Annotated in this window: 21 protein-coding genes; 12 read left to right on the forward strand and 9 right to left on the reverse strand. The window is 68.3% G+C overall.

What is annotated here, in order from left to right; translation table 11 throughout:
- Positions 1–19: 19 nt before the first annotated feature.
- The 4 genes from E0E18_RS05275 (at position 20) to E0E18_RS05290 (ending at position 5,119) form a co-directional block, all read left to right on the forward strand.
- Positions 20–847 (forward strand): sulfurtransferase, encoded by an 828-nt coding sequence (locus E0E18_RS05275; RefSeq protein ID WP_066583739.1) that lies wholly within the window; start codon positions 20–22, stop codon positions 845–847.
- A 119-nt stretch (positions 848–966) separates the two neighbouring features.
- Entirely contained in the window at positions 967–2,784 is a 1,818-nt protein-coding gene (locus E0E18_RS05280; RefSeq protein WP_066583741.1) for an acetyl/propionyl/methylcrotonyl-CoA carboxylase subunit alpha, read from the forward strand.
- Between the two features lie 39 nt (positions 2,785–2,823).
- On the forward strand, positions 2,824–4,470 hold the full coding sequence (glpK, locus tag E0E18_RS05285; RefSeq protein ID WP_130839596.1) for a glycerol kinase GlpK: 1,647 nt from the start codon (positions 2,824–2,826) through the stop codon (positions 4,468–4,470).
- Between the two features lie 10 nt (positions 4,471–4,480).
- A complete protein-coding gene (locus tag E0E18_RS05290) occupies positions 4,481–5,119 on the forward strand; it encodes a DUF1707 SHOCT-like domain-containing protein (RefSeq protein WP_066583746.1) in 639 nt (212 codons plus the stop codon).
- A gap of 10 nt (positions 5,120–5,129) precedes the next feature.
- Here E0E18_RS05290 and E0E18_RS05295 read toward each other — a convergent pair whose 3' ends face one another.
- Positions 5,130–6,323 (reverse strand): amidohydrolase, encoded by a 1,194-nt coding sequence (locus tag E0E18_RS05295; protein ID WP_078057055.1) that lies wholly within the window; start codon positions 6,321–6,323, stop codon positions 5,130–5,132.
- A 131-nt stretch (positions 6,324–6,454) separates the two neighbouring features.
- On the opposite strand from E0E18_RS05295, the gene E0E18_RS05300 reads away from it, so the two are divergent.
- From E0E18_RS05300 to E0E18_RS05310, 3 genes are read left to right on the forward strand one after another with little or no spacing between them, the layout of a single operon-like run.
- Complete coding sequence (locus E0E18_RS05300) at positions 6,455–7,315, forward strand: purine-nucleoside phosphorylase (RefSeq protein WP_066583750.1); 861 nt, start codon at positions 6,455–6,457, stop codon at positions 7,313–7,315.
- Positions 7,312–8,925: a phospho-sugar mutase gene (locus E0E18_RS05305; protein WP_130839598.1), complete on the forward strand. Its 1,614-nt coding sequence runs from the start codon at positions 7,312–7,314 to the stop codon at positions 8,923–8,925. The genes E0E18_RS05300 and E0E18_RS05305 overlap by 4 nt, the downstream gene beginning before the upstream one ends.
- A gap of 45 nt (positions 8,926–8,970) precedes the next feature.
- Entirely contained in the window at positions 8,971–10,623 is a 1,653-nt protein-coding gene (locus E0E18_RS05310; protein ID WP_066583753.1) for a hypothetical protein, read from the forward strand.
- A gap of 79 nt (positions 10,624–10,702) precedes the next feature.
- Here E0E18_RS05310 and upp read toward each other — a convergent pair whose 3' ends face one another.
- On the reverse strand, positions 10,703–11,350 hold the full coding sequence (upp, locus tag E0E18_RS05315; protein WP_110481098.1) for a uracil phosphoribosyltransferase: 648 nt from the start codon (positions 11,348–11,350) through the stop codon (positions 10,703–10,705).
- A gap of 62 nt (positions 11,351–11,412) precedes the next feature.
- Between upp and E0E18_RS13850 the strand changes: the two genes are divergently transcribed.
- The 5 genes from E0E18_RS13850 (at position 11,413) to E0E18_RS05335 (ending at position 16,088) form a co-directional block, all read left to right on the forward strand.
- Positions 11,413–11,715, forward strand: a complete 303-nt coding sequence (locus E0E18_RS13850; RefSeq protein WP_161972242.1) for a hypothetical protein — start codon at positions 11,413–11,415, stop codon at positions 11,713–11,715.
- Positions 11,712–12,713, forward strand: a complete 1,002-nt coding sequence (locus tag E0E18_RS05320; protein WP_130839600.1) for a C40 family peptidase — start codon at positions 11,712–11,714, stop codon at positions 12,711–12,713. Before E0E18_RS13850 ends, E0E18_RS05320 begins: the two co-directional genes overlap by 4 nt.
- Positions 12,710–12,898, forward strand: coding sequence for a hypothetical protein (locus tag E0E18_RS13975; RefSeq protein ID WP_130839602.1), 189 nt, complete (start codon positions 12,710–12,712; stop codon positions 12,896–12,898). The genes E0E18_RS05320 and E0E18_RS13975 overlap by 4 nt, the downstream gene beginning before the upstream one ends.
- An 11-nt stretch (positions 12,899–12,909) precedes the next feature.
- Positions 12,910–14,184 (forward strand): hypothetical protein, encoded by a 1,275-nt coding sequence (locus E0E18_RS05330; RefSeq protein WP_066583759.1) that lies wholly within the window; start codon positions 12,910–12,912, stop codon positions 14,182–14,184.
- 89 nt (positions 14,185–14,273) lie between these two features.
- Positions 14,274–16,088 (forward strand): FUSC family protein, encoded by a 1,815-nt coding sequence (locus E0E18_RS05335; RefSeq protein WP_237559638.1) that lies wholly within the window; start codon positions 14,274–14,276, stop codon positions 16,086–16,088.
- A gap of 94 nt (positions 16,089–16,182) precedes the next feature.
- Here the strand turns inward: E0E18_RS05335 and E0E18_RS05340 are convergent, their stop codons facing one another.
- The 7 genes from E0E18_RS05340 to E0E18_RS05370 form a co-directional block, all read right to left on the reverse strand.
- Positions 16,183–17,097 (reverse strand): hypothetical protein, encoded by a 915-nt coding sequence (locus tag E0E18_RS05340; RefSeq protein ID WP_130839604.1) that lies wholly within the window; start codon positions 17,095–17,097, stop codon positions 16,183–16,185.
- 9 nt (positions 17,098–17,106) lie between these two features.
- Positions 17,107–18,066: a hypothetical protein gene (locus E0E18_RS05345; protein ID WP_202616699.1), complete on the reverse strand. Its 960-nt coding sequence runs from the start codon at positions 18,064–18,066 to the stop codon at positions 17,107–17,109.
- 145 nt (positions 18,067–18,211) lie between these two features.
- Entirely contained in the window at positions 18,212–19,795 is a 1,584-nt protein-coding gene (locus E0E18_RS05350; RefSeq protein WP_130839606.1) for a serine/threonine-protein kinase, read from the reverse strand.
- Positions 19,796–19,808: 13 nt separating this feature from the next.
- A complete protein-coding gene (locus tag E0E18_RS05355; protein ID WP_130839608.1) occupies positions 19,809–20,507 on the reverse strand; it encodes a hypothetical protein in 699 nt (232 codons plus the stop codon).
- An 87-nt stretch (positions 20,508–20,594) separates the two neighbouring features.
- The gene (locus E0E18_RS05360; protein WP_130839610.1) at positions 20,595–21,386 is read right to left on the reverse strand and encodes an ATP-binding cassette domain-containing protein; all 792 of its coding nucleotides are present in this window, start codon (positions 21,384–21,386) and stop codon (positions 20,595–20,597) included.
- On the reverse strand, positions 21,383–22,456 hold the full coding sequence (locus E0E18_RS05365) for an ABC transporter permease (RefSeq protein WP_130839613.1): 1,074 nt from the start codon (positions 22,454–22,456) through the stop codon (positions 21,383–21,385). The genes E0E18_RS05360 and E0E18_RS05365 overlap by 4 nt, the downstream gene beginning before the upstream one ends.
- Positions 22,453–23,460: a sugar ABC transporter substrate-binding protein gene (locus E0E18_RS05370; RefSeq protein ID WP_130841231.1), complete on the reverse strand. Its 1,008-nt coding sequence runs from the start codon at positions 23,458–23,460 to the stop codon at positions 22,453–22,455. Before E0E18_RS05370 ends, E0E18_RS05365 begins: the two co-directional genes overlap by 4 nt.
- Positions 23,461–23,536 lie beyond the last annotated feature (76 nt).

Here is a 23,536-nt window from a genome sequence, read left to right on the forward strand (position 1 = left end):
AAAGGCGGTACCCGTACCCATGGGAATCGAGAGTGACCCCAGCCCCGCGCTGCAGCAGTACGCCCACCCCGAGCGTCTCGTGACGAGCTCCTGGCTGGGCGCCAAACTTGGCGGAGCGGGGCTCAAGGTCGTCGAGTCGGACTCCGACAGCATCCTCTACAACATCGGACATCTCCCGACCGCCATCCGCATTGACCTGCACAACGACCTCGGCGCCCCGGTGTGCCGGGACTTCCTCGACGGTGCCGCGTTCGCCCGGCTCATGGACGACAAGGGCATCACCCGGGACGACACCGTCGTCATCTACGGCGACGAGTCCAACCTGTGGGCGTCCTACGCCTTCTGGGTGTTCGACCTTTTCGGCCACCCCGACGTGCGCCTCCTCGACGGTGGACGGGAGGCCTGGATGCAGGAGGAACGCGAAACCTCCTACGATGTCCCGCCCGGGCCGACCCGTGGCTACCCCGTCATCGAACGCGACGACAGCACCCACCGGATCTTCGTCAACGAAGTGCTCGCCGACCGGAACGACCGGCGCAACATGCAGCTGGTCGACCTCCGAGACCCGGCGGACTTCGCCGCCGGTCACATCCCCGGGGCGGTCAACACCGACCCGTCGACGATGGTCCACCCCAACGGCCGGTTCCGCAGCAGACAGGACCTCGAGGCTGCCTTCTCCTTCCTCTCCCCCGACGATCCGGTGGTGACCTACTGCGGGACCGGCGAGCGGGCCGCGCACCTGTGGTTCGTCCTCCACCACCTGCTCGGCAGGAAGGATGTCCGCTGCTACGACGGTTCCTGGGCCGAGTGGGGCAACATGGTCAGAATGCCGGTCGAGGCCGTCTGACAGCAGTCGCTGACGTCAGCTGACCCGGTTGTAACAGCCGGGCTGGCAGCGGCGGTGGTTCCCGTTGTAACGTCAGGCGGTTGTCACCAGACGTCGTCAGCAGGAGAAGAGGAGAGCACGTGCCGGCAGAACACCGGAATGACCCGCGGAAGATCAGGAAGGTTCTGGTCGCCAACCGTGGCGAGATCGCGGTGCGCGTGATACGCGCCGCCCGCGACGAGGGTATCTCCTCTGTTGCCGTGTACGCCGTGCCGGACGCGGACGCCCCGTTCGTCCGGCTCGCCGACGAGGCTTTCGCACTCGGCGGCCAGACCTCCGCCGAGTCCTACCTCGACATCGTGAAGATCGTCGACGCCGCAGTACGCTCCGGTGCGGACGCCGTCCACCCCGGCTACGGATTCCTGTCCGAGAACGCCGATTTCGCCCGCGCCGTCATCGACGCGGGCCTGACCTGGATCGGCCCCTCACCGCGCACCATCGGTGAACTGGGAGACAAGGTCACCGCCCGTCGGTACGCCGAACAGGTCTCGGCCCCGATGGCGCCCGGAACCCCGGAGCCTGTCACCGACGCGCAGGAGATCATCGACTTCGCCACAGAGTACGGTCTGCCGGTCGCGGTGAAGGCGTCCTTCGGCGGCGGGGGGCGCGGCATGAAGGTGGCGCGCACCCTGGAGGAGATTCCGGCCCTGTTCGAGTCCGCGACGAGGGAGGCGGAGAAAGCTTTCGGGCGCGGGGAGTGCTTCGTCGAACGGTACCTCGACCGGGCACGGCATGTGGAGTGCCAGGTCGTCGCCGACACCCACGGTAACGTCGTCGTCGCCTCCACCCGTGACTGCACCCTCCAGCGCCGCTTCCAGAAGCTCATCGAGGAGGCACCCGCACCCTTCCTCACCCCGGAGCAGGACGCCAGGCTGCGGGAAGCCTCCAGGGCCGTGATGCGTGCCGCCGACTACACGGGTGTCGGCACCGTGGAATACCTTGTCGGAGACGACGGGCTCATCTCGTTCCTCGAGGTCAACACCCGCCTGCAGGTCGAACACCCTGTCACTGAACAGGTGACCGGATGGGACCTCGTCCGGGAACAGTTCCGTATCGCCGAGGGCCGGGAACTGTCGCGGACAACCGACCCGGAGATCCGCGGGCACGCCTTCGAGTTCCGCATCAACGGTGAGGACGCCGCCTCCGGTTTCATGCCCTCCCCCGGTACCCTCACCACCTACCGGGAGCCCGCCGGCCCCGGAGTCAGGGTGGACTCGGGGGTGGAGCAGGGATCCGTCATCGGTGACCAGTTCGACTCCATGCTCGCCAAGCTCATCGTCACCGGCGAGGACCGTGCCCACGCCCTGCGCCGGGCCGCCCGGGCCCTCGACGAGTACACCGTCGAAGGTATCCCCACGGTCCTTCCGTTCCACCGGGCGGTCGTCCGGGACCCCGCATTCGCCCCGGAGCTCGCCGGGGATTCAGCCGCAGACGCCGCTGCCGACCCCCTCACCGTCGACCACTTCGACGTGTACACCCGGTGGATCGAGGAGGAGTGGCGGAACACGGTCGAACCCGACGAGTCTCCTGCCGCCGACGGGGACGTCCCCTCCCGCAGGACCATCCCCGTCGAGGTCGACGGCCGACGGGTCGAGGTCAGTGTCCCCGGGGACCTGTTCGCCACCGGTGCTCCGGTACGGCGTCCTGCCCGACGGTCCGCAGGAGGTTCCGCGGCGTCCGCCTCCGGCGACGACGTCCTCGCCCCCATGCAGGGCACCGTGGTCAGCGTCCTCGTCGAAGAAGGCCAGGAAGTCACCGAAGGTGAACCGGTCCTGCTGCTTGAGGCGATGAAGATGGAGAACGCTGTGCGGGCGCACAAGAACGGGACCGTCTCCGGCCTGTCGGTCAGTGCCGGCGACGGAGTGAAGAAGTCGCAGCTGATGCTCCAGCTGCTCTGACGGTACCCACCCCGACCGCACTGACGAGAGGCCCCGGAAATGTCCGATCTGTTCTCCCGCTTCCGCCGCCCGGATGCCGGCGCGAAGTACGACAGCCGTCGTGACAAGGGGTTCATCCTCTCCCTCGACCAGGGCACGACCTCCACCCGGGCGATGGTCTTCGACCCACGGGGGCAGGTGGTCTCCGTCAGTCAGCTCGAGCACCGGCAGATCTTCCCCGGCCCGGGACAGGTCGAACACGACCCGGAGGAGATCCGGCTCAACGCCAGACGCGCCATCGCCGACGCCGTCGCCCGGGCGGACATCGGTACCGAGAACATCGCCGCCCTGGGTATCACGAACCAACGTGAGACCACGGTCATCTGGGACCGTCAGACCGGTGAGCCCGTGTACAACGCCATCGTCTGGCAGGACACCCGCACGACCGACTTCTGCTCACAGCTCGAGGAGAACTCCGGGGAACTGATCCGCCGGCGTACCGGGCTCCCGGTGTCCACCTACTTCGCCGGACCCAAGATCCGGTGGATCCTGGACAATGTGCCCGGTGTGCGGGAACGGGCGGAACGCGGTGAGCTCGCCGCCGGGACGATGGACTCCTGGCTCATCTGGGAACTCACCCGCCCGCCCCGCTCAGGCCGGGCGGGGCGGGGAAGACTGGGAGGCCACGGCGATGCCGCCCGCCACGTCACCGACGTGACCAACGCCTCCCGAACCATGCTGATGGACATCAGGACCCGCCGGTGGGACCCGGAACTGTGCGGTCTTCTGGGTGTACCCGAGTCACTGCTCCCCGAGATCGTCAGCTCCTCCGAGGTCGTCGGCACCGTCCGACGCTCCGGCCCGGTCCACGGCGTCCCCGTGGCAGGCATCCTCGGCGACCAGCAGGCGGCAACCTTCGGGCAGGCCTGCACCGAACCCGGGGAAGCGAAGTGCACCTACGGCACGGGAAACTTCCTGCTGCTCAACACAGGTACCGAGCCGAGAACTTCCGGGAACGGCCTCATCACCACGGTCGCCTACCAGCTCGGCGACGCCCCCGCCGTGTACGCGTTGGAGGGGTCGGTGGCGGTGACCGGAGCCCTGGTGCAGTGGCTCCGTGACAATCTGGGGTTCTTCAGCTCCGCCGACCAGGTGGAACCGCTGGCCCGCACCGTCAGCGACAACGGCGGGTGTGTGGTCGTCCCCGCCTTCTCCGGGCTTCTCGCCCCACGGTGGGTACCGGACGCCAGGGGTGTCATCATGGGCCTGACCCGGTACGTGACGAAGGCGCACATCGCACGGGCGTCACTGGAGGCCACCGCCTTCCAGACCCGGGAGGTCGTCGAGGCGATGAACGCGGACTCCGGGGTACCCCTCACCGGTCTGCGTGCCGACGGCGGCATGGTGGGCAACTCCCTGCTCATGCAGTTCCAGGCCGACCAGCTGGGGGTGCCGGTGACCGTCCCCCGTGTCACGGAGACGACAGCCCTGGGCGCCGCCTACGCTGCCGGCCTGGCCGTGGGCTACTTCAGCGACACCGCCGAGATCAGGTCACTGTGGCAGGAGGAGTCGACCTACCTTCCCACCGCGTCCCGAAAGGACAGGGACGACGCCTATGCCCTGTGGAACCGGGCGGTGGAGCAGGCCGTCGGGTGGGCCCGGGAACAGGGCGGGGAGGCACGGACCGACCGGGTGCAGTCCGACTAGACTCGGTCCCATGAATGATCCCTACGACGCCCGGGACAACCGTGTCCGTGTGGGGGACGCCGACCGCGACCGTGCGATAGGGGTCCTCGGCGTCCATTTCTCGGACGGCCGTCTCAGCGTCACAGAGTACGACGAACGGTGCCGGGCCGTCGCCGGAGCCCTGACCCGCGCAGAGATCGACGCCCAGTTCACGGACCTGCCTGCACTGCCGGCGGCTCAGGCCGGCCCGGTGGGGGACGGGGTCGCGGTGTACTCCGCCACCGAAATCGCCGAACAGCACCGGCGCGGAGCCAACCCCCGGGCGGGAATCATGATGCTGACCACCGTGGCCGGGGTGGCTGCCGCCGTCATCATCGGCGGTACGGCCGCAGTCGTCCCCGTCGCCGTGATCGCCGCCGTCGCAGTCCTGCTCTACGTGGTCAAACCTGGTCCCGACTCCTGGTACGTGCCCTCCCCCGGGGCGCTGGAACGGGCCAGGGTGCGCAGGTTGCGCCAGGCGCACCAGCTCGAACTCGAGGAGAAGAAGGCCCGCCGACGCCTCATCCAGGCGGAGATCACCACAGATGCGATGGACCTGGCGCACAGAGCGATAGGCAGGGTCGGCAGGAAACCGGGCGGCGGGCAGGGCCGGTCACGGAAAGGACGTTGACCCGGACACGTCAGTCCAGTCTGCGGAACTGTTCGAGAACCCCGGCGAACAGGCGGACCCCCACAGGGATGCACGCTTCGTCGAAGATGATGTCCGCCTGGTGCAGGTCGGCCTTCTCCCCCTGACCGTTCCACGCACCCAGGCGTGCCATGGCACCGGGGACGTGCTCGAGATACCAGCTGAAGTCCTCACCCCCGGACGACTGCGGTGCCTCCTGCAGTGCATGCGGGTCAACGTCCTTGACCGCCTGTGCCATCAGGGCGGTGCAGGCGTCGTCGTTGGTCACCGGCGGAACGCCCTTGGTGTGGCGGATCTCCGCGGTGGCGCCGGTGGGTGCCAGCAGCTGGTCGACCAGCAGGGGGAACAGTGTGCCGAGCTGACGCCAGACCAGCGGACTCCCGGTCCGCAGGGTACCGAGCAGGGTGACCTCCTGCGGCATCGCGTTGAATGCCGACCCTCCGTTGACCGCGCCGAAGGTCAGCACCGTACCGGTACGGGGGTCCACCCGGCGCGACAGGAGCCCGGGAAGCCCGGTGATCAGCAGCCCGGCGGCGTAGATGACGTCCGAGGTGAGGTGGGGGCGGGCGGTGTGACCCCCCTGGCCTTTCACGACGATCTCCACGACATCGGTGGCAGAGGTGATGGCACCGACCCTCACCCCGATCTGGCCGGCGCGGAGCTTCGGTTCCGCGTGGACGGCGAAGATGTGGCTGACGCCGTCCAACGCGCCCGCCCGGATAACGTCGGTGGCACCCCCGTCGAGAACCTCCTCGGCGGGCTGGAAGATGCATCTGACACGCTGGTCGAGTCCGTGGTCGCGGTCGTACTCCGCCAGGGCGCAGGCCAGGGCGAGCACCACCGTGGTGTGGATGTCGTGGCCGCAGGCGTGCATGACACCCGGGTTGAGGGAGGAGAACTCCAGACCCGTCTCCTCGGTGACCGGCAGGGCGTCGATGTCCGCGCGGAACGCCACCGCCGGGCCGGAGGCGTCCCCACCGATGTCCACGGTCAGCCCCGTGCCCGGCAGCAGGACCGGTTCCAGGCCCGCCACCCGTAGTTCATCGGCGATGAATGCGGTGGTCCGGACCTCGTCGTGTGACAGTTCCGGATGTGCGTGGAGATGGCGGCGCCAGCCGATGATCTCGTCGTGGTGGTCGACCAACCAGGTGGTGACGGCCGATTCAACGGCGCCGGTGCTACTCACGGATCGCAGGACTCCTCCACGCTAGATGCACGCTCGATGACGGTGCGGGTCGCGACGCCGCACAGTGACCTCTCCACCTTAGTCGTCCGACCGCCCGGCCTCCCATTCCCGGGGCGTCCTATGCTGGTGCCATGACTGTGCCGCACCAGCAGACACCACCGGAAACCCCGCCCGACTCTCCCGCCGGGCTCGCCGCCCGCGCGGCGGCCGCACTCGCGGAGAAGACCGGGCGACCCCGCCACGACGTGGCGGTCGTCCTCGGATCGGGGTGGCGTCCGGCAGCTGACGTCCTGTGCGGGGACGCCGTGGGCACCGTGGAATTCCCCATGTCCGACCTGCCCGGCTTCCTTCCGCCGACGGCCGAGGGCCACGGGGGCACGGTGCGGAGTGCGGAGATCGGGGGGAACCGGGTACTGGTCCTGCTGGGGCGGATCCACGCCTATGAGGGGCACGAACTGTGGCGTACGACCCACGCGGTACGTACCGCGGCCGCGGCCGGGGTACGTACGGTGGTCCTGACCAATGCCGCGGGTGGACTGACTCCGGGGATGCAGGTCGGTGAACCGGTGCTGATCAGCGACCACCTCAACATGACGATGCGCTCGCCCCTGCGGGGCGCACAGTTCGTCGACATGGTCGACGCCTACTCCCCGCGTCTGCGGGCGCTGGTCGCCGGACTTCGTCCGGGGATCAGGGAGGCGGTGTACGCGATGATGCCCGGCCCCCAGTACGAGACTCCCGCGGAGATCAGGATGCTCGGCGTCCTCGGCGCGGGTCTGGTGGGTATGTCGACCGTCCACGAGACAATTGCGGCCAGGGCCGCGGGTATGGAGGTGCTGGGGATCTCCCTGGTCACCAACCTGGCCGCGGGAATCACCGGACAGCCGCTCGACCACCGCGAGGTCCTCGCCGCAGGGGCTGAGGCCGCGACCACGATGGGTGGACTGCTCGGCCGGCTCGTCGCCGGCGACGTGGTGGTGGGTGCACGGTGATCACCTTCGGTACCGCAGGTCTGCGGGCCCCGGTCGGCCGGGGCGAGGACCACATGAACGTCTCCACCGCCACGCGCACCACGGCCGGTGTCGCCCGGTGGCTGCACGGGCAGGGCGTCACCACCCCACGGGTGGCCGTCGGTTTCGACTCCCGGTACGGCTCCAATGCGATGGCCCGGGCCACGGCGGAGACCTTCGCCGGGGCCGGGTGCGAGGTGACCCTCCTGCCCCTGCCGACCCCCACCCCTGTCCTGGCATGGCTCGTCCGCGACCGTGGGCTGGATGCCGGGGTGCAGATCACGGCCAGTCACAACCCCCGTGGGGACAACGGCTACAAGCTCTACCTGGCCGGCGGTTCCCAGCTGGTCAGCCCGTCGGACCGGGAGATCGAGGAGGCTGTGGCCCAGACCCCTCCCGCACCGGAGATCCCCCGCTCCCCGGACGTGCATCTCGACGTCCACGCGGTCGACGGGTACCTCACCGCGATCGCCGGCCTGGTGGGTTCCGGTGACGGGGCAGTTCTCACCGCGCGCCGCAACCTCCGGGTTCTGTTCACCCCGCTCCACGGGGTCGGAGGCACCGTCCTCGACGACGTCTTCCGGATGTCGGGTTTCCGCTCTCCTGCCGCAGTCCCCGCCCAGCGGTGGCCCGACCCGGAGTTTCCCACGGTCTCCTTCCCCAATCCGGAGGAGCCCGGCAGCTGTGACATGCTCCTTGAGACCGCAGCCGCCGCCGCGCCGCAGGAGCGGCCGGACCTCCTGATCGCCCTGGATCCGGACGCCGACAGGTGCATGGTGGGCATCCCCGACCCTGAGGCACCCCGCGGCTACCGGATGCTGCGCGGTGACGAGACCGGTCCCCTGCTGGCCCGGCACCTGGTTCCCGTGCACCGGGACGACGCGACCCCGCGACCCGTGGTCGCCACGACGGTGGTCTCCTCGGGACTGCTGCGCAGGATCGCCGACGCCTCCGGCTGGGATTTCCGCGAGACCCTCACCGGTTTCAAGTACCTGGCCCGCGCTGCCGGGGACGCACCGGGAGACCTGGTCTTCGCCTGTGAGGAGGCCATCGGCACCTGCCCTGCCCCGGGCACTGTCGCGGACAAGGACGGGGTGGCCACCGCACTGGTCACCGCGGTGTGGGCCGCAGAACTCAAGGCCCGGGGCCGGACGTTGCGCGATGAACTTGCCGACCTCGACGAGACCTTCGGTGTGGTGCGCACCTCCCAGGTCTCCGTGCGGCTGTCAGGCCGCTCAGCCGCCGCCGCCCTCGTCGCCGGGTGGGCGGCATCTCCCCCTGCCGAGCTCAGCGCGGGGCGTCCTGCCACGGTCGAGCCACTGGACCCCGGGGCCGGAACACAGGCGGGTTTCCGTGTCCGCTGGTCAGCACCGACAGGTGGCACAGCACCGGGGGACAACGCAGCCGGTACCGCCACCCTGGACTACCGTGTGGTGGTCCGTCCCTCCGGTACCGAGCCCAAGGCCAAGTTCTACCTGCAGGTCGCCGGGCCGGTGCCTGACGGTGGCGCCGACCGGCGGGTGGACGCCGAGGTCGTCGACGAGGCCCTCGCCGGGCTCACCGCGACAGTCCGCAGGCTGACCGCCCGCTGAGGACGCCTCAGATCCCCTGTCCCCCCGTCCCCGACTAGGAGTCCGATGCCGAGAGTCCCCGCCGCCCAGGGACGCCCCGCAGTGACCTGGGCCCCGTTGGCCCTCACACTTGCCGCCACGGTCGCCCTCGGCGTCCTCGACCCTCCCATGAGAGACCTCCAGGCGTCCCTCGCACGCGAATCGGCCAACCGGTCCGGCGTCGGCGTCACCTACTGGTTCGACTGGTTCGGCGGTGTCGCCCCCGGCAGTTACTCCCTCATCGTCCCCGCGCTGACCTCGGTCACCGGTTCCCTGACACTGCTGTGCCTGTGCACCCTCGCCGTCGCGGCCCTCGCCCTCCCGCTGTCCCGGAGTGCGACGCATCCCGCCCTGATGACCTGGTCGGTCTCCCTCGCCGCGGTGTTCAACATGCTCTCCGGGCGGGTGACCTTCGCTGTCGGCGCCACGCTGGCGACGGCCGCCGCGCTCGCCTTCCACTACCGGCGGCCGGTCCCCGGAGCCGTACTGCTCACTGTCTCCGGCCTGGCCAGCCCGCTGGCACCCGCCTTCGCCGGCATGGTCATCCTGCCGTTCCTCTTCTTCCCGGACCACCGGAACCGCATGACCTGGTCCGCCCTGGCCGGAGCTGCCGCAGGCGTGGCGGTCCCGGCTCTCCTGTTCGGAGCCCCCGGGCAACAGCCTTTCCCGTGGACCACCCTCGTGTGGTCACTGGTCATCGGTGCGGGTGCCGCAGTCGCGCTCACCGGTGGCCCCGACCGGACAGACGGGGAGGCGCCACCTCCCCCGGTCCGCTGGATCGCCCCCCTGGCGCTGGCCGCAGCCGTGGTGCTTTTCGTGATCCCCACCGGTGTGGGGTCCAACATCAGCAGGTTCTTCTACCTCGTCCTGCCCTGCATCGTGATGTACTGGTCCCTGAAGTCGCCGCGGGTTCTCGCCCTGCTGCTGTCCCCGGCCCTGGTGTACGCCCTGTTCGTCTCACTGTACGACCAGGTCACGGTTGCCGACGGCGGTGACTCAGCTGCCCTCTACACGCCGTTGACCGAACAGCTCGACACCCTGGTGGCCGAAGGTGCGGTCACCAACCACCGTGTGGAACTGGTGGACACGGACACCCACGCCGGCAGTAACCTGCTGACCCGGTCCGTACCCCTCGCCAGGGGCTGGGAGAACCAGTCCGACATGCGCTACAACCCGGTCTTCCATGAGCCTGGGGCGCTGACCGGAAGCTCCTACCGTGACTGGCTGACGGACAATGCCGTGGCCTGGGTCGCTGTCTCGTCCTCCCCGATACGGCAGCAGTCCGGGGAGGCCGAACTCATCCGTTCGGGACTGCCGTACCTCCACGAGGTCTGGGCCAACCGGGACTGGACCCTGTACAAGGTCGCGCAGCCGTCCGTGATCGTCCCCGCGCCGTTGACACTGGAGGAGTCCGGGGCGGCGACGATGGTGGTGGACGTCCCCCGGGACGCCGTGGGCACCGACCATCTGCTCAGAATCCGGCCGAACCGGTACCTCACCGCCACCACCGGTGACAGTGCCGGAACGCGTACCGCCTGCCTGGCCCCCACCGACGACGGCAACTGGACGACAGCCCGCTTCACCGAACCCGGAACCTACACCCTGACGGGACAGTTCTCCGTGACCGCGGCCCTGGAGCCGATGACGGCAACCTGCGGTCCGGAGGAGTCGCCGCGGTGACCTGCAGCAGGACGCCCCGGACCTTCCCCTTCCCGGGTCCGCAGGGACGCGGACACTGACCTGCGGTTCACAGGCCGGTTCAGAGGCCGTCGAGGTCGATGTTCCGGGGTCCGTAGAGCCGGTCTCCGGCGTCACCGAGCCCGGGGACGATGTAGGCGTCATCGTTGAGTTCGGGGTCGACAGTCGCGGTGTAGAGCCGCCCGACAGGCAGGCCTGAATCGCGTACCGCCTCCACCCCGGGCACCGCGGACACCATGCACACCACGGTGATGTCGGCTGCGCCACGGTCGGCGAGCAGCCGCAGGGCGTGCAGCAGTGACCCGCCGGTGGCGAGCATCGGATCGACGAGGAACACGGTGCGCCCTGTGAGGTCCTCCGGCAGTGCCTCCAGGTACGGGACAGGCTGGTGGGTCTTCTCGTCGCGCGCCATGCCGATGAATCCGACCTGGGCATCGGGAATCATCGCCAACGCCGGGTCGACCATACCCAGCCCTGCCCGGATGATCGGGACGATGATCGGCGGGTCCGACAGCCGGTGCCCGGTCGCGACGTCGACCGGCGTCCGGACATCGAACTGCTCGACCGGCAGGTTGCGGGACGCCTCGTAGATGAGCATCATCCCCAGATCCGCCAGAGCCGCGCGGAAGGCGGCGTTGTCGGTTCGTGCGTCCCGCATGATCGTCAGCCGTGATGCTACGAGCGGATGGTTTACCTCGACAATCTCCATGGGTTCCAAACTACTGGGCGGGGACGGGAACCACTGCACCACTCCCGGAGTCCTACTCAGACATGACAGGAATAGCAGCTGACCTGACTTCGCTCGCACGCACATCCGCCCTCGTCGACGAGGCCGCCGGGCGCCTGACGGCCGACCCCGGAGGCGGCACCCCCGCGCACTTCCCTGTACCCGGGGCCGCCCGCTTCCTGACCGCCTTCACCACAGCAAGACAACGGCAGCACAGCTGCGCCCTCGGACTGTCCAGGTACTACTCGGACGCAGGTGCCGCGCTCACCGGCCTCAACCGGTCCCTCACCTCTCACGAGGACGCCGCAGCCCGCCGCTTCGACCGGTCCCCCGGTGACGCCGCATGATCCCTGACATCACCGCACTCGTCTCCCCCGTCGCAGGGCTCGTCCCGGCCCCTGTCACCACGGGCGAGAGTCCTCTCGCCCCCCTGCTCGCGGACACCGGCCTCCCCGGTCTTCTGGCCGCCGTTCCCGCCGACGTGGAATCCGCGCTGTCCGGTGATGCCGGTGGTGCAGTCGTCGCCTCACTCTCGGATGCCGCAGGCAGGGCACGGGACCTGCTCGGATTGTCCGGTGACCTCGAGGCACTCGGGGACGGAGCCGTCGAATCGGTCACCCGGGCGGCAGGGGACGTCACCGGTATCGCCTCTGACTGCGTCCGACAGTTGACCGTTCTCCTCGGATCCGGTCCCCCCGGACCGTTGACCGGCATATGTGCGACGCAGACCGCCTGGCACCACCTCGAACGCGCCGCCCGTCGGATGGCCGTTCTCGAGTCGGAGCTCGACGCCCTCGCCGACAGGGTCGCAGTGGTGGATGCCGCGACCCCGCAACCTCCCCGGTCCCTGTCCACCGGTGAGGTACCCTCCACACCGGTGTCAGGGGCAGCACCGGAGGGCGATCCCGCGCCCTCCCCGGGACACACCGGTACCACCGCGACCGGGGAACCGGACCCCGGAGTGGACGGGGACGCTGACGGGGGCCCGGGCGCCCCCTCGCCGGAAGCTGCCGCGGCAGTCGAGGCCGCCAGGTCCGCCCTGGGAACCCCCTATGCCTGGGGCGGTACCACCCCCGGAGTGGGGATGGACTGCAGCGGCCTGACACAGTGGGCCTACGCCCGGGCCGGGGTGGACATCCCCCGCACCGCCTCAGCCCAGGCGGTGGGATCACCGGTGCCCGCAGACCAGATCGCCCCCGGAGACCTCGCCGTGTGGGACGGACATGTGGCCATGGTCACCGGCGACGGGATGATGATCGAGGCGGGGGACCCGGTCCAGCTCTCGCCGGTGCGAACCACGAACTCCGGTATGGCCTTCCACGGCTTCTACCGTCCGACAGCATGACAGGCGGCATGAGCGGCCGCCGGGCCGGCCTGGCCAGGATCATCTCCGTACCGCCGGTCCCGGACTACCACGCCAGGCTCTTCCTCGGTTCCCCTCCTCCCACAGTTCCCCCCGTGCTGGACCGCAGCCTCTTCACACCTGCTTCAGGGGCACGGTCGGGGACAATCCGCCCGGGGCACCGGTAGAATGACCCTCCATGACAGACCGCGGCATCGTACCCCTCGAAATCGAGTCCACCACCGGCACCTACTACACGCTCTGGGCACCGGGGTGGACCGCCCGGGGCGAGCAGTGGCAGGCATTCCTCGGGGACGACACGGGTATCTTCGGTTTCTCCTCCCCCGCAGCACTGCTGGCGTGGATCCGGTCCCACTCCTCAGCAGGCGACCACGACCTCAGCGACCACCCGCGGTGGCGTTCCTTCACCGATAATCCTGCGGCGAAGGTCACCCCGCGCGCGAGCGGGAAGATCAGCCTGATCGAAGTTCCCGACCGTCTGGCCGGCCGGCCCTCATTCGACAATGTCAAGGCAGTGAGCTCAGCGTTCGACGTCCTGCGTTCCATCGGGGAGGTCTGCGGAATCGACCGGATCACCACCTGGTTCAGGTCATACTCGATCCTCGGCAACACCGCCCGTGGTGCCGACCACTACGCCGGTGAGAACGGGCTCGGAGAATGGTCGAACGTCGGCTGGACGGTCCTGTCGAACTGGAAGGAACTGCTCGACCTCGTCGACGAACAGTTCGTCACCCCTGAGGTCGACGACACCGCTGTCTCCACCGCACAGGAGGACATCGACGCGGCGGAGAAGGCCAGGAAGGACGCCGACGCCGCGGCCGCCACCGCCGCCGAGGAGGACAGACGACAGGTCGAGGAGGAGTCCGCTTCCGCGAAGAAGACAGTGGACGAGGACCCGTACGACAGCACCCCATGGTCGGAGGCCGGGATCGATCCCGTCCGGATCACCGTCGACGGCACCACTGTGTACACCCTGCGGTGTTACGTGGGTGACCGCGAGCCGGTCTTCCTCGGCAAGGACGGGATGATCAACACCTTCCCCTCCGGCCGGTCACTGGTGCGGTGGATCATCGATGCCAGGGACCATGATCTCGCGGCGATGGAGACCTGGGGTGATCTGGTGTCACTCGCCAACGCCGGCGAACTCGAGACAACCGTCCACCCCACGAACGACTACGGTTTCACCGGGTTGCGTGAGGACATCGCCGAAGGCACCCGTGCCGTGGACACCGACCAGCTCGGACGTGCCTATGAACTGCTGGCCGACGCCGCCGACTGGGCAGGGGACGACGCCGTGAACAAGGTGCTGCTGGCTTATCCGAGACTGCAGGACTACATCGCCTACATGCTCGGATCCCCGTCCTCCGGCACCCCCACCGCCCCGTTCGACGAAGAGGTCGAGGGCTGGAGCGAGCTGGAGAAGAAGCTCACGGAACGGTTCACTAAGTTCTGATCCCCGCGCCGGCCCCGCATCTGCGGACGGAGTCCACGGTCCTGCGTCCCGGCAGGAAGAGGTGGTCCGGCCGGTCCTATAGTTGACAGGTGACCAGCCCTACCCCGCCGTCCCGTCCCTGCGAACCGGGAGAGACCCCGCCCCCCGTTCCGGGGTGGTGGGCGATGCTCACGGCCGTGCACAGTCCGGGCCCCACCTGGCCCGGTGCACTGCGCGCGGCCCTGGCGGTGGTGCTGCCCGCCGGGGTGGCGCTTTTGGCCGGCTACGAGACACAGATGCTGCTGATCACCGGCGGGAGTTTCGCCGTGATCTACGGCGAGGGCCACCCCTACCGTTCCAGACTGCGCATCATGGTGACTGCCGGCGTCCTGCTGTCCCTCGGCCAGATGGCGGGGGCATCCGTCGGGTCGTTGGTCTGGCCCCAGATCGACGCCGGTGGCTCACGCTGGTGGCTGCTGTTCATCGCGGTCTTCGCCACCGCCCTGTCAGCGGTGGTCGTGTTCATGCAGAATGCGTTGCGGCTCCCTCCGCCCGGAGGGTTCTTCCTCGTCATGGTCTCCGGCGGTGCGACGATGGTCGCCAGACAGGGGATGAACCCCGTCGAGGTCGGCGCCTGGGCCCTCGTCGGTGCAGCTACCGCCACAGTCATCGGAATGGTGCCGGCACTGTGGGGGTTCCACCGTCCGGAGACTGCCGCGGTGGAACGGCTGGAGAACGCCGTGGCCGTGTACGCTGCTGACGCCGCGCACACCGTCGCCCAGAGCCACAGGGTGGAGTCACTGCTCGTCTCGACATGGGACATGCTCTTCGATGCCGGTCATGCCCGGGGCGGGGAGGTCACCGGTTCGCGCCACACCGACGGCACCGGCACCGCACCCGGAGATGAGCTGGTCCGCAGGACACTGGCGGCCCACATCACCCTGGCCCGCTGCAATCCCGCGGTCGAACGTGACAGCACGACCTCCGACGACCTCTCTGACATGCCGAACTACATCGACCTGTCCCGTCACACCGTCCCCTTGGCCCGGCCTTCGGTCAGGTACAGGATCTACCGTTCCCTCCACCGGTACTCCGGGGCGACCATGGCGTCTGTCAAGGTGACGGTGGCGTGTCTGCTGGCGGGGGTAGCCGGCACGGCGTGCGGCTTCGACAGGCCTGACTGGGCGGTGCTCTCCGCGCTCCTGGTACTGCAGTGGAATCCGGAACGTCGGTCGGGGACCATCCGGGGGCTTCACAGGGTCATCGGTTCCGTGGCGGGGGTCGGAGTGTTCGCGCTGCTGCACCTGCTGCAGGTCCAGGACTGGTCCCTGCTGGTCGCGCTGGCGGTCTGCCAGTTCTTCGCCGAGGTTTTCGTGGTGAGGAACTATGCGCTGACTGTCACGGCTTCCACGTCACTGGCCCTGCTGATGGGCGGTACCGTCGACCTTCCGCTGGGCGAGGTGGTGGCGGCCAGGTGGTCGGAGATCGGGCTGGCGACCGTGTTCTCTCTTGCTGCCCTGTGGCTCTACCCGCGGTCCGCGGCGATCCGGCACGAGGGACGCCTGGTCGACCGGTGCACCGGCGCGATGGGTGCCCTGCTCGGTCAGCTTCTCACCGCGCCTACGGTGAAGGACGCCCTGCCGCAGCGGCGGGACCTCCAGTACGAGTTGCTCAGTGAACGACACTCGGCCCAGACCGTGGCACTGGACTCCCCCGCGTTCGCCGAGGGAAACTGGTACCGGCATCTGGCTGTCCAACGGGTCGGATACCAGCTGCTGGACTTCTGCACCACCGCCGGTGACAGGAGCGTGTCCCCGACCGAGGTCACCCGGCTCGCCGAAAAGGTACGGGACATGGGCGGGGACGCCACGGACACGGACAGCCCGGGCAGAGGACAGGGGTCCGTGCAGCAGTCGACACCGTGACCTCGGACGACAGGGTCGCCGGGCACGGGGCAACCGGATGTCCCGGCCCCGGGGCAGGTACCGGACCCGTACACAGTCAGTCGGTGAGGGCCGCTCAGGGGGCCGGCGACGGGCCCCCGGACTGTCCGTCCTGTCCACCGGGGTTACGCGGACCGGGTGCGGAATCCGGCCAGGTGAACTGTCCGGACGGGCCCGGGATCTGCGGTGGACCCGGCTGCCGGACACCCGGAGCTGGGACTGGAGTGGCGGCCGGAACGGCGGGAACACTCCGGCGCCCGGTCACGGTCGTGAAAACCAGGAGTACTCCGAGCGCGACAAGCAGGAGACCCGCTGCGATGACGATGTACTGGCCCGGACCTTTCGACGTGCTGAGCGCCCGGACCAACTCGTCGACCAGATCCCTTTCGTAGTCGGACAGTCCCTCTGCTGAGCCTGTGACAGCTTCTCTGTCGTCGGTCAGGAGGCCGACCACGGCGCTGGCGATCTCCCCGACACCACCGAGGCACAGCAGGACAGCCCCGGCAACCGGCAGCCGTCGTGACAGAGTGACGACGATTCCCAGGACCACCAGGGTCAGAGGTACGAGAGCGAAGACCAGGTACCTGGTCTCAAGGTCGGTCTCACTGGACCCAGTGAAATTCTCCCTCAGAGTCAGTTGGCCGAAACCGTTGATCACGGCCTCTATCTGCGGCCCGTACCGGCCCTGTGACAGGTCGAGAGAGACCCGGATCCACCGGGTGAAATAGCCGAACGCAGACACCGCCGCCAGCACCACCGCAGCAGCACCGATGAGAAGAGAAGCACGGACGGGAAACGCTGACTGTGACGGCACACCCGAGGGCGCGGGGCCGAACCCGTCCGCTACCGGCGCGGAGCCGAACCCGTCCGCTACCGGCGCGGGGCCGAACCCGTCCGCTACCGGGGTATTCCCGTTCCCGGCGGCGTCCTCCCCGAAAGCCTGACGCGACCACCGCCCGGGGCTGGTCCCCGGCTGATTCTCATCCGGCATACAGCAGCCCTACTCCCCTGCAGCTGTTGTCGTACCGAACTGCGCCGGAGCACCCGCCACCGGCCGGGCCTGAGAACCGGCCGCCCCGGAAGGGGCCAGGATACGGCGGGCACTCCAGATAGCCTCCGCGACAGCCAGCCACGCCACCGCGTGGGCGACGGTGAAGAGAAGAGCCTTGAGGATGCTGTAGACGGCGTCCACGTCATCCTCACCCGCGGTGAACAGAATCACCAGCGGGTAGAGCATGCCGAGAGCGATGACTGCGAGGCAGGCGAGATACACCTTCGACTGGCTGCGGGACCGCCCCTCCACAGAGATCTCCGCAGACCCGAACTGCTTCGTCTGCGACGCGGGTGCGGCGGCAGGCTGCGGCCCGGAAGCTCCCCCGTAACTGCCGGCGGCGAAGCGGCTGCTGAAATCGGTGGAACTGGAACTGCCCTGCGCGGGCTGACTGAACGGCGTCGCCCCGTAAGACTGGCTCGCATCCGCTGCACCGGCAGAGGAGGAACCGTACGGGGAGGCCGCAGAGGCGGACGAGGAATCAGAATCAGAGGACACTTCGGAGAAAGACGAAGATGCCGACGAGGTCGGGAAGCTCTCCTGGCCCGATGCCCCGGAGACCGGGTTCCGGGAGGACAGAGACTCCGGGAACGTGGGGGATGACGGGGAAGCAGGGGCAGGATGTGAGGAGGAACCGGAGGGTACAGAGGGTGCGCTGTCAGCGAGACCGTGCAGCCACCTGACGTCGACCACCCCGTCCGGCCCTGCGAGAGCCGCCTCGTAGGTGTCCCGCTTCACTGGGTCGGAGAGGATCGCCCGGGCAGTGGCCAGCTGGTCGACCTCCGGGGAATTCTGCTGGTAACCCTGCCCCAGCAGAGTGTTTATCCTGCTGTCCAGCAACTGGCCGATCTCCGCCGGTGGCATGTCCTTGTCCAACGCCAGCTCGGTGTACAGGTTGTAGTTGGGCATCTGTGTCCGCTCACTTCTTTCGTCGTCTCCGGTTGTCGCCGGGTTTCTCCGGTGCTCAGAGGTAGTGTCCGGTTCCCACCGGTAGTTACCCTCAGTGAACTCTAATACACCCGGCACCGTGCCAGACAGGGGTGTCAGCGAACTGTCAGCACACCGGAATGTTCCGGATGTCGGACTCTGCCGTGGCCGAAGCCAGCAGAAGTGAGTAACGGTCCTTCCCCTCCTGCTGGGGCAGCACCACCCGCGCGGCACCGCTGCCCTGGTCCACAGCCCCGGTCCGGATTGCACAGTCTCCCGACAGCAACGTCGTCAGATCCGCCGCCGAACCGTACTTCTCCCGGTCTCCTGCACTGCCGAAATCGGCGACCACAAGGTTGCGCGACGGTCCCGAGCACAGGATCCGTCCGAATTCACCGGGCCCCGGCGAGGCCTCCGCGCAGGACAGACCCGACCATCCTTTCCGGTTCTGCCGGTCCGGGATGATCCCGGGGAACGCCGAGGCGACCCCCTGTGTGCTACCTGACCAGGCCGGATACCGGACCAGGCCACTGACCGGGTAGGCGACGGCCGGAACCAGGACCGCCACGACAAGAAGCACCGCCGCCGTCCTCCCCCGCCTGTGGCCCCTCCTGAGCCGACCCGGCACCACATCCCGGGAGGGACCCTGCACCGGAACGCCGACCCGCCTCCCCACCGGATGCGGCAGCGTCTCCGGACGATCTGCCTCCGGACGATCTGAGGGAACCGGGGCGGCACCGCTGCTTCCACCGGCACCGGCCACCGCCCCGACGGAGGCGGACAAGGCGCCGAGCATGGCAGTGGCAGTCGGATACCGGTCGTCAGGACGGTCCGCGAGAGCTCTCTCCAGGACCGCTCCGACCGCAACCGCCCGGGGCCGGTCCCGGACAGCCAGGGCAGTGGAGGGCAGTCCGGGGTAACGACGGGCGTAGTACCAGGCGTCCTTCCCCGTCAGCTCACGCATGGACCGCAGGGACAGCATCTCGAAGACAATGAGGGAGAGCGCGTACAGGTCGACCGACGCCCCCGCCACCGGGCCCTCGCCGGTGACCTCACGGAACAGCTCCGGGGCAAGATAGGAGTCGGTACCGACGAGAATGCCCTCCGAGGTCACACGGGTGGCGTCCTGGGTCAGGCTGATACCGAAGTCGGTGAGCACTCCGGCCGGCCACAGTGACGGCTGGTCCGGGACAAGAATGTTCGCCGGCTTCACGTCCCGGTGGATCACCTGCGGCTGCATCCGGTGAATCGTGTCCAGGGCGTCCGCCACCGGGGTGAGCAGGTCCACCACCTCAGCCACTGTGAAGGGCCTCTGCGCCTGACGACGCCGTGCGATGCGGGTGCCCAGGTCCTCCCCCGGCACATGGTCCATGATGAAGTAGGCCACGCCGTCCGGCGACGTGGTCGCCGAGTGGACACCGACGACCGCCGGATGCCTCAGCTGCCCGAGAATCCGGCTCTCCTGACGGAAACGGTTGAGAGAGGAAGGAGTGGCGGCGAAACTGGCGAGCACCTTCACCGCCACCCACCTGTCCAGGTCGCCGTCCCAGGCCCGGTACACCCGGCCCATTCCGCCGCGCCCGATCTCGGTCAGCCTGTCCAGTCCGTGACGTTCGCGCAGGTAACCCAGGAAACCTGTCCAGGCCCGGTCGCCGGGTGCCGGCGACGTGTCGGTGCCGGCACTGGCGCCGGGGTCGGTACCGGTGTCCATCCGTCCCCCTGTCCTAGAACGTTCCACGGCTCTTCAACGACCAGTAGTTCTCCTGCGCGTACCGGGCGAGAGCGAATCTACGGGCCGGTGCATTTCCGGTACGTGCAGTAAACCCGGGGACCCCGTTGGCCTCCAGTGTGCGGCACAGGTAGTCGATCTTCGTGTTGACCTTCTTCTGGGACCAGCCGAGAATCCTCTCGAGGTCGCGGACAGCGGGCACCCTGTCCATACCGGCACCCGGACTGTCCACCAGCGGCTGTGCCAGTGCCCGCAGCAGCAGCCTCTGCTCGGTGTTGGGCGTGAACCGGCCCACGGTGAGGTCGTCGGACGCCACCGGGGCAGGGTCGGGCGGCTGCAGTGTCCGCGCCACCGTGAGGTGCAGTTCGTAGGTGCACAACGACGTCGCGAAGACGACGGAGGACAGTCCCGGCGGAAGCGGGTGGCTGGCACCGGGGCCGACCAGCAGCTGTGCGAAGGAGTTGTGTCCCCGGGGGTGGACTGTCGCACTGATCCGTGACCCGTGGTTGGTGACCGTCCACGTGGGACCGTCCGACCAGAACTGGAGGAACTTCCGGTGCATGAACTCGTCGTCGTCCCCGACAGCGAACTCCACCGCCCTTCCGGTCGTCAGCTGCTGGCCGGGGTTGAGGACGACACACTGCCCGACCAGGTCGTCGACGACCAGCTGGCCCGGAAGAATCCCACGTCGCACCGTCGCACCTCTCCCTGATCAGGTGATTCTTATCTGTACTGCTGCCTCTGACAGGGTCATCTTAGCTGACCGGTCGGAACGTGCGACTCATCTCTCCAGTTCATGGGCCAGGGTGGACAGTTCGCCGCCCCCGGCCATCTCCAGGGTCAGCTCGTCGAGCGTCACCTCGTCGCGGGTGGCGTCCATCTTTCGGTGTCCGAGGTTCAGCAGGACAAACCGGTCCCCCACCATGTACGCGTGGTGGGGGTTGTGGGTGATGAAGATGACGCCGACGCCCTCATCACGGGCAGCGGCGATGAACCTGAGCACCATGCCCGACTGCTTCACACCCAGAGCCGCGGTCGGTTCGTCGAGAATGATCACCCGGGCGCCGAAGTACACGGCACGGGCAATGGCGACGACCTGACGCTGCCCCCCGGACAGGGAGGAGACCGGGACCGCGACGTCGGGAAGGTCCACACCCATGCGGTGCAGTCTTTCCGCGGTGATCTCCCTCATCTCCGCCTCGCGCAGCATCCCGAAGCGCCCGGTAAGTTCCTGGCCGAGGAAGAAGTTCCTCCACACGGGCATCTCCCCCACCACAGCGAGGTCCTGGTAGACGGTGGCGATACCGTGGTCCAGGGCGTCGCGGGGCGAACCGAAGGTGACCGGGGTGTCGTCGACCAGCATCTCTCCCTCGCTCGGACGGTGGAGCCCGGCGAGGATCTTGATGAGCGTCGACTTTCCCGCCCCGTTGTCACCGAGGACGCATGTCACTGTTCCGGCGTCCACGGTGAGACTGATGTCCGTCAACGCCCGGAAGGCACCGTAGGTTTTCCCGATACCCCGGAGTTCGATGATGTGCCCTGACACCGGCGTCACTGGGGTCACTGACGTCATTTGCGTGCCTCCGTGAACTTCGAGAAGGAGTTGTTGGACAGGACGGCGAGGAGCAGGACCGCACCGACGAAGAACTTCAGCCAGTCCGGGTTCCACCCTGCGTAGACGATGCCCTGTGTGGTCATCCCGTAGATCAGGGCGCCGACAGCGGTGCCCACGGCGGTGCCCTTGCCTCCCGTCATCGCCACTCCTCCGACAACTGCGGCGATGATGTAGAAGAACTCGTTGCCGACTCCCTGACCTGCCTGGATGGAGTCGAAGTTGTACAGGTTGTGCTGCCCGACGAACCAGCAGGACGCCGCGACCACCATGAACAGGATGATCTTCACACGGTCGACAGGCACCCCGACTGCCCTTGCGGCCGACGGATTCCCCCCTACGGCGAACACCCAGTTGCCGAACTTCGTGCGGAACAGGACGACGTGGGCGACCAGGACGAACAGCACCCACCACAGCACGGTGATCTTCACACTGACCCCGAAGACGGAGAAGGAACCGGCGAAGATCCTCCGGCAGATTTCAAATCCCTGCATGTCGGAGATAGTGGGGGTGGCGACCGCGTTGGTGATCATCTTGGTCACCGCAAGGTTCAGCCCCTGGAGCATGAGGAACGTGGCCAGGGTGATCAGGAAGCTCGGTACCCCGGTCTTGGTGACCATCCACCCGTTGAAGAATCCGACCGCCAGGGCCACCTCCAGCGCCAGAAGTGAACCCACCCAGGTCTGGAGGTGCCAGTTGTAGCTCATCATCGACGCTGCAAGTGCGGTCGTGGTCACGGCGACACCCGTGGACAGGTCGAACTCGTCGGCGATCATGAGCAGGCCGACGGCGAGAGCGACGATGCCGAGCGTTGACGCGGTGTACAGGACCGTCGCGAAGGAGTCGAGCGACCGGAAGCTGGGCGCCACGACCATGAACAGGACGAAGACGCCCACCGCGCCGACGATGCTCGCCAGTTCGGGCCGGCGGAGGACCGCGGTCACCCCGTTGCGGGTCCGCGGGACACCGCTGCCGGTGGACAGTTTTTCCGTGGCGTCCCCGGTGCGGTCCACACGGTCTGTCGGGCTCATCGCAGGCCCTCCTGCGCCGCGTCGGCGATGACGTCGACGTTGGTGGCGTCGACGAAACTCGGTCCCGTGTACACCGGACGACCGCCGCCGACCGTGGTGCCGTTGCGCTTCGCCAGCCAGAGTGCGTCGACGGCCATGTATCCCTGAAGGTAGGGCTGCTGGTCGATCGCGAAGTCGACCCTGCCGTCCCGGATGGCCTTGACCAGTTCGGCGTCCGTGTCGAAGGTGGCGATCCTGATGTCCTTTCCCGGTGTACGACCGGCCTCGGTGGCTGCCTGGGCGGCCACGAGTGAGACCGGGGCGACGAGGTTCATGATCCAGTCCACCGAAGGGTCCTGTGCCAGCTTCGCCCTGATGGTGGACTGCACGGAGGTGAGTTCCTGACCGTTGACGTAGAGCGTCTCCGTCTCCCCCGCGGAGCCGAGTCCCTTCTTCACACCGGCGCACCTGTCCTCCTGGGACTGGTTGCCCTGCTCATGGATGACGCACAGGACCTTCTTCGCCTTCTCTGTCCTGAGCCGTTCCCCTGCCTTCTCTCCCGCGACCGACTCCTCCTGGCCGAAGAAGCCGGTGAGCCCGTACTTCGTGTACTGCTCCATTCCGGCGTTGAGACCGACGACAGGAATGCCGGCGTCGACCGCCTTCTCTGCCACCGGGCCGACCGCCGACGGGTTCGGCATGGTCACTGCGATCCCGTCCACCTGGGAGTCGATGGCGGTCTGGACCAGCTGTGCCTGGTTGGGTGCCTGCGGATCGGCACTGTAGCGCAGTTCGATGTTGTCTTTCTGCGCGGCGTCCTCCGCCCCTTTGCGCACCAGGTCCCAGAAGGTGTCCCCGGGGGCACCGTGGCTGACCATGCTCACGACGTAGCGGGGGGTGTCCACGGTTCCACCACCGGACCCGCTGCCGTCGCCGCGTGGTGCCCCGCCGGTGGACGAGCAGGCGGTGAGCGTCGCTGCAAGCAGTGCCGCCGTGGCGACGGCGGCGGTCCTGAAAGTCTTCACGTGAGTCACAGATCGTCAGTCAAGGCTCCCGCGCGCAGCAAGTCAAACCGACTGACCTGCATGTTTACCGATACAG

Origin of the sequence: Corynebacterium neomassiliense, assembly GCF_900626215.1 — a bacterium.
Classification (GTDB): domain Bacteria; phylum Actinomycetota; class Actinomycetes; order Mycobacteriales; family Mycobacteriaceae; genus Corynebacterium; species Corynebacterium neomassiliense.

Coding starts and splice junctions, on each gene's coding strand:
- E0E18_RS05275 (WP_066583739.1), top strand. CDS start 20: ATGGGAATCGAGAGTGACCCCAGCCCCGCGCTGCAGCAGTACGCCCAC.
- glpK (WP_130839596.1), top strand. CDS start 2,824: ATGTCCGATCTGTTCTCCCGCTTCCGCCGCCCGGATGCCGGCGCGAAG.
- E0E18_RS05290 (WP_066583746.1), top strand. CDS start 4,481: ATGAATGATCCCTACGACGCCCGGGACAACCGTGTCCGTGTGGGGGAC.
- E0E18_RS05300 (WP_066583750.1), top strand. CDS start 6,455: ATGACTGTGCCGCACCAGCAGACACCACCGGAAACCCCGCCCGACTCT.
- E0E18_RS05310 (WP_066583753.1), top strand. CDS start 8,971: ATGCCGAGAGTCCCCGCCGCCCAGGGACGCCCCGCAGTGACCTGGGCC.
- upp (WP_110481098.1), bottom strand. CDS start 11,350: ATGGAGATTGTCGAGGTAAACCATCCGCTCGTAGCATCACGGCTGACG.
- E0E18_RS13850 (WP_161972242.1), top strand. CDS start 11,413: ATGACAGGAATAGCAGCTGACCTGACTTCGCTCGCACGCACATCCGCC.
- E0E18_RS05320 (WP_130839600.1), top strand. CDS start 11,712: ATGATCCCTGACATCACCGCACTCGTCTCCCCCGTCGCAGGGCTCGTC.
- E0E18_RS13975 (WP_130839602.1), top strand. CDS start 12,710: ATGACAGGCGGCATGAGCGGCCGCCGGGCCGGCCTGGCCAGGATCATC.
- E0E18_RS05330 (WP_066583759.1), top strand. CDS start 12,910: ATGACAGACCGCGGCATCGTACCCCTCGAAATCGAGTCCACCACCGGC.
- E0E18_RS05340 (WP_130839604.1), bottom strand. CDS start 17,097: ATGCCGGATGAGAATCAGCCGGGGACCAGCCCCGGGCGGTGGTCGCGT.
- E0E18_RS05345 (WP_202616699.1), bottom strand. CDS start 18,066: ATGCCCAACTACAACCTGTACACCGAGCTGGCGTTGGACAAGGACATG.
- E0E18_RS05350 (WP_130839606.1), bottom strand. CDS start 19,795: ATGGACACCGGTACCGACCCCGGCGCCAGTGCCGGCACCGACACGTCG.
- E0E18_RS05360 (WP_130839610.1), bottom strand. CDS start 21,386: ATGACGTCAGTGACCCCAGTGACGCCGGTGTCAGGGCACATCATCGAA.
- E0E18_RS05365 (WP_130839613.1), bottom strand. CDS start 22,456: ATGAGCCCGACAGACCGTGTGGACCGCACCGGGGACGCCACGGAAAAA.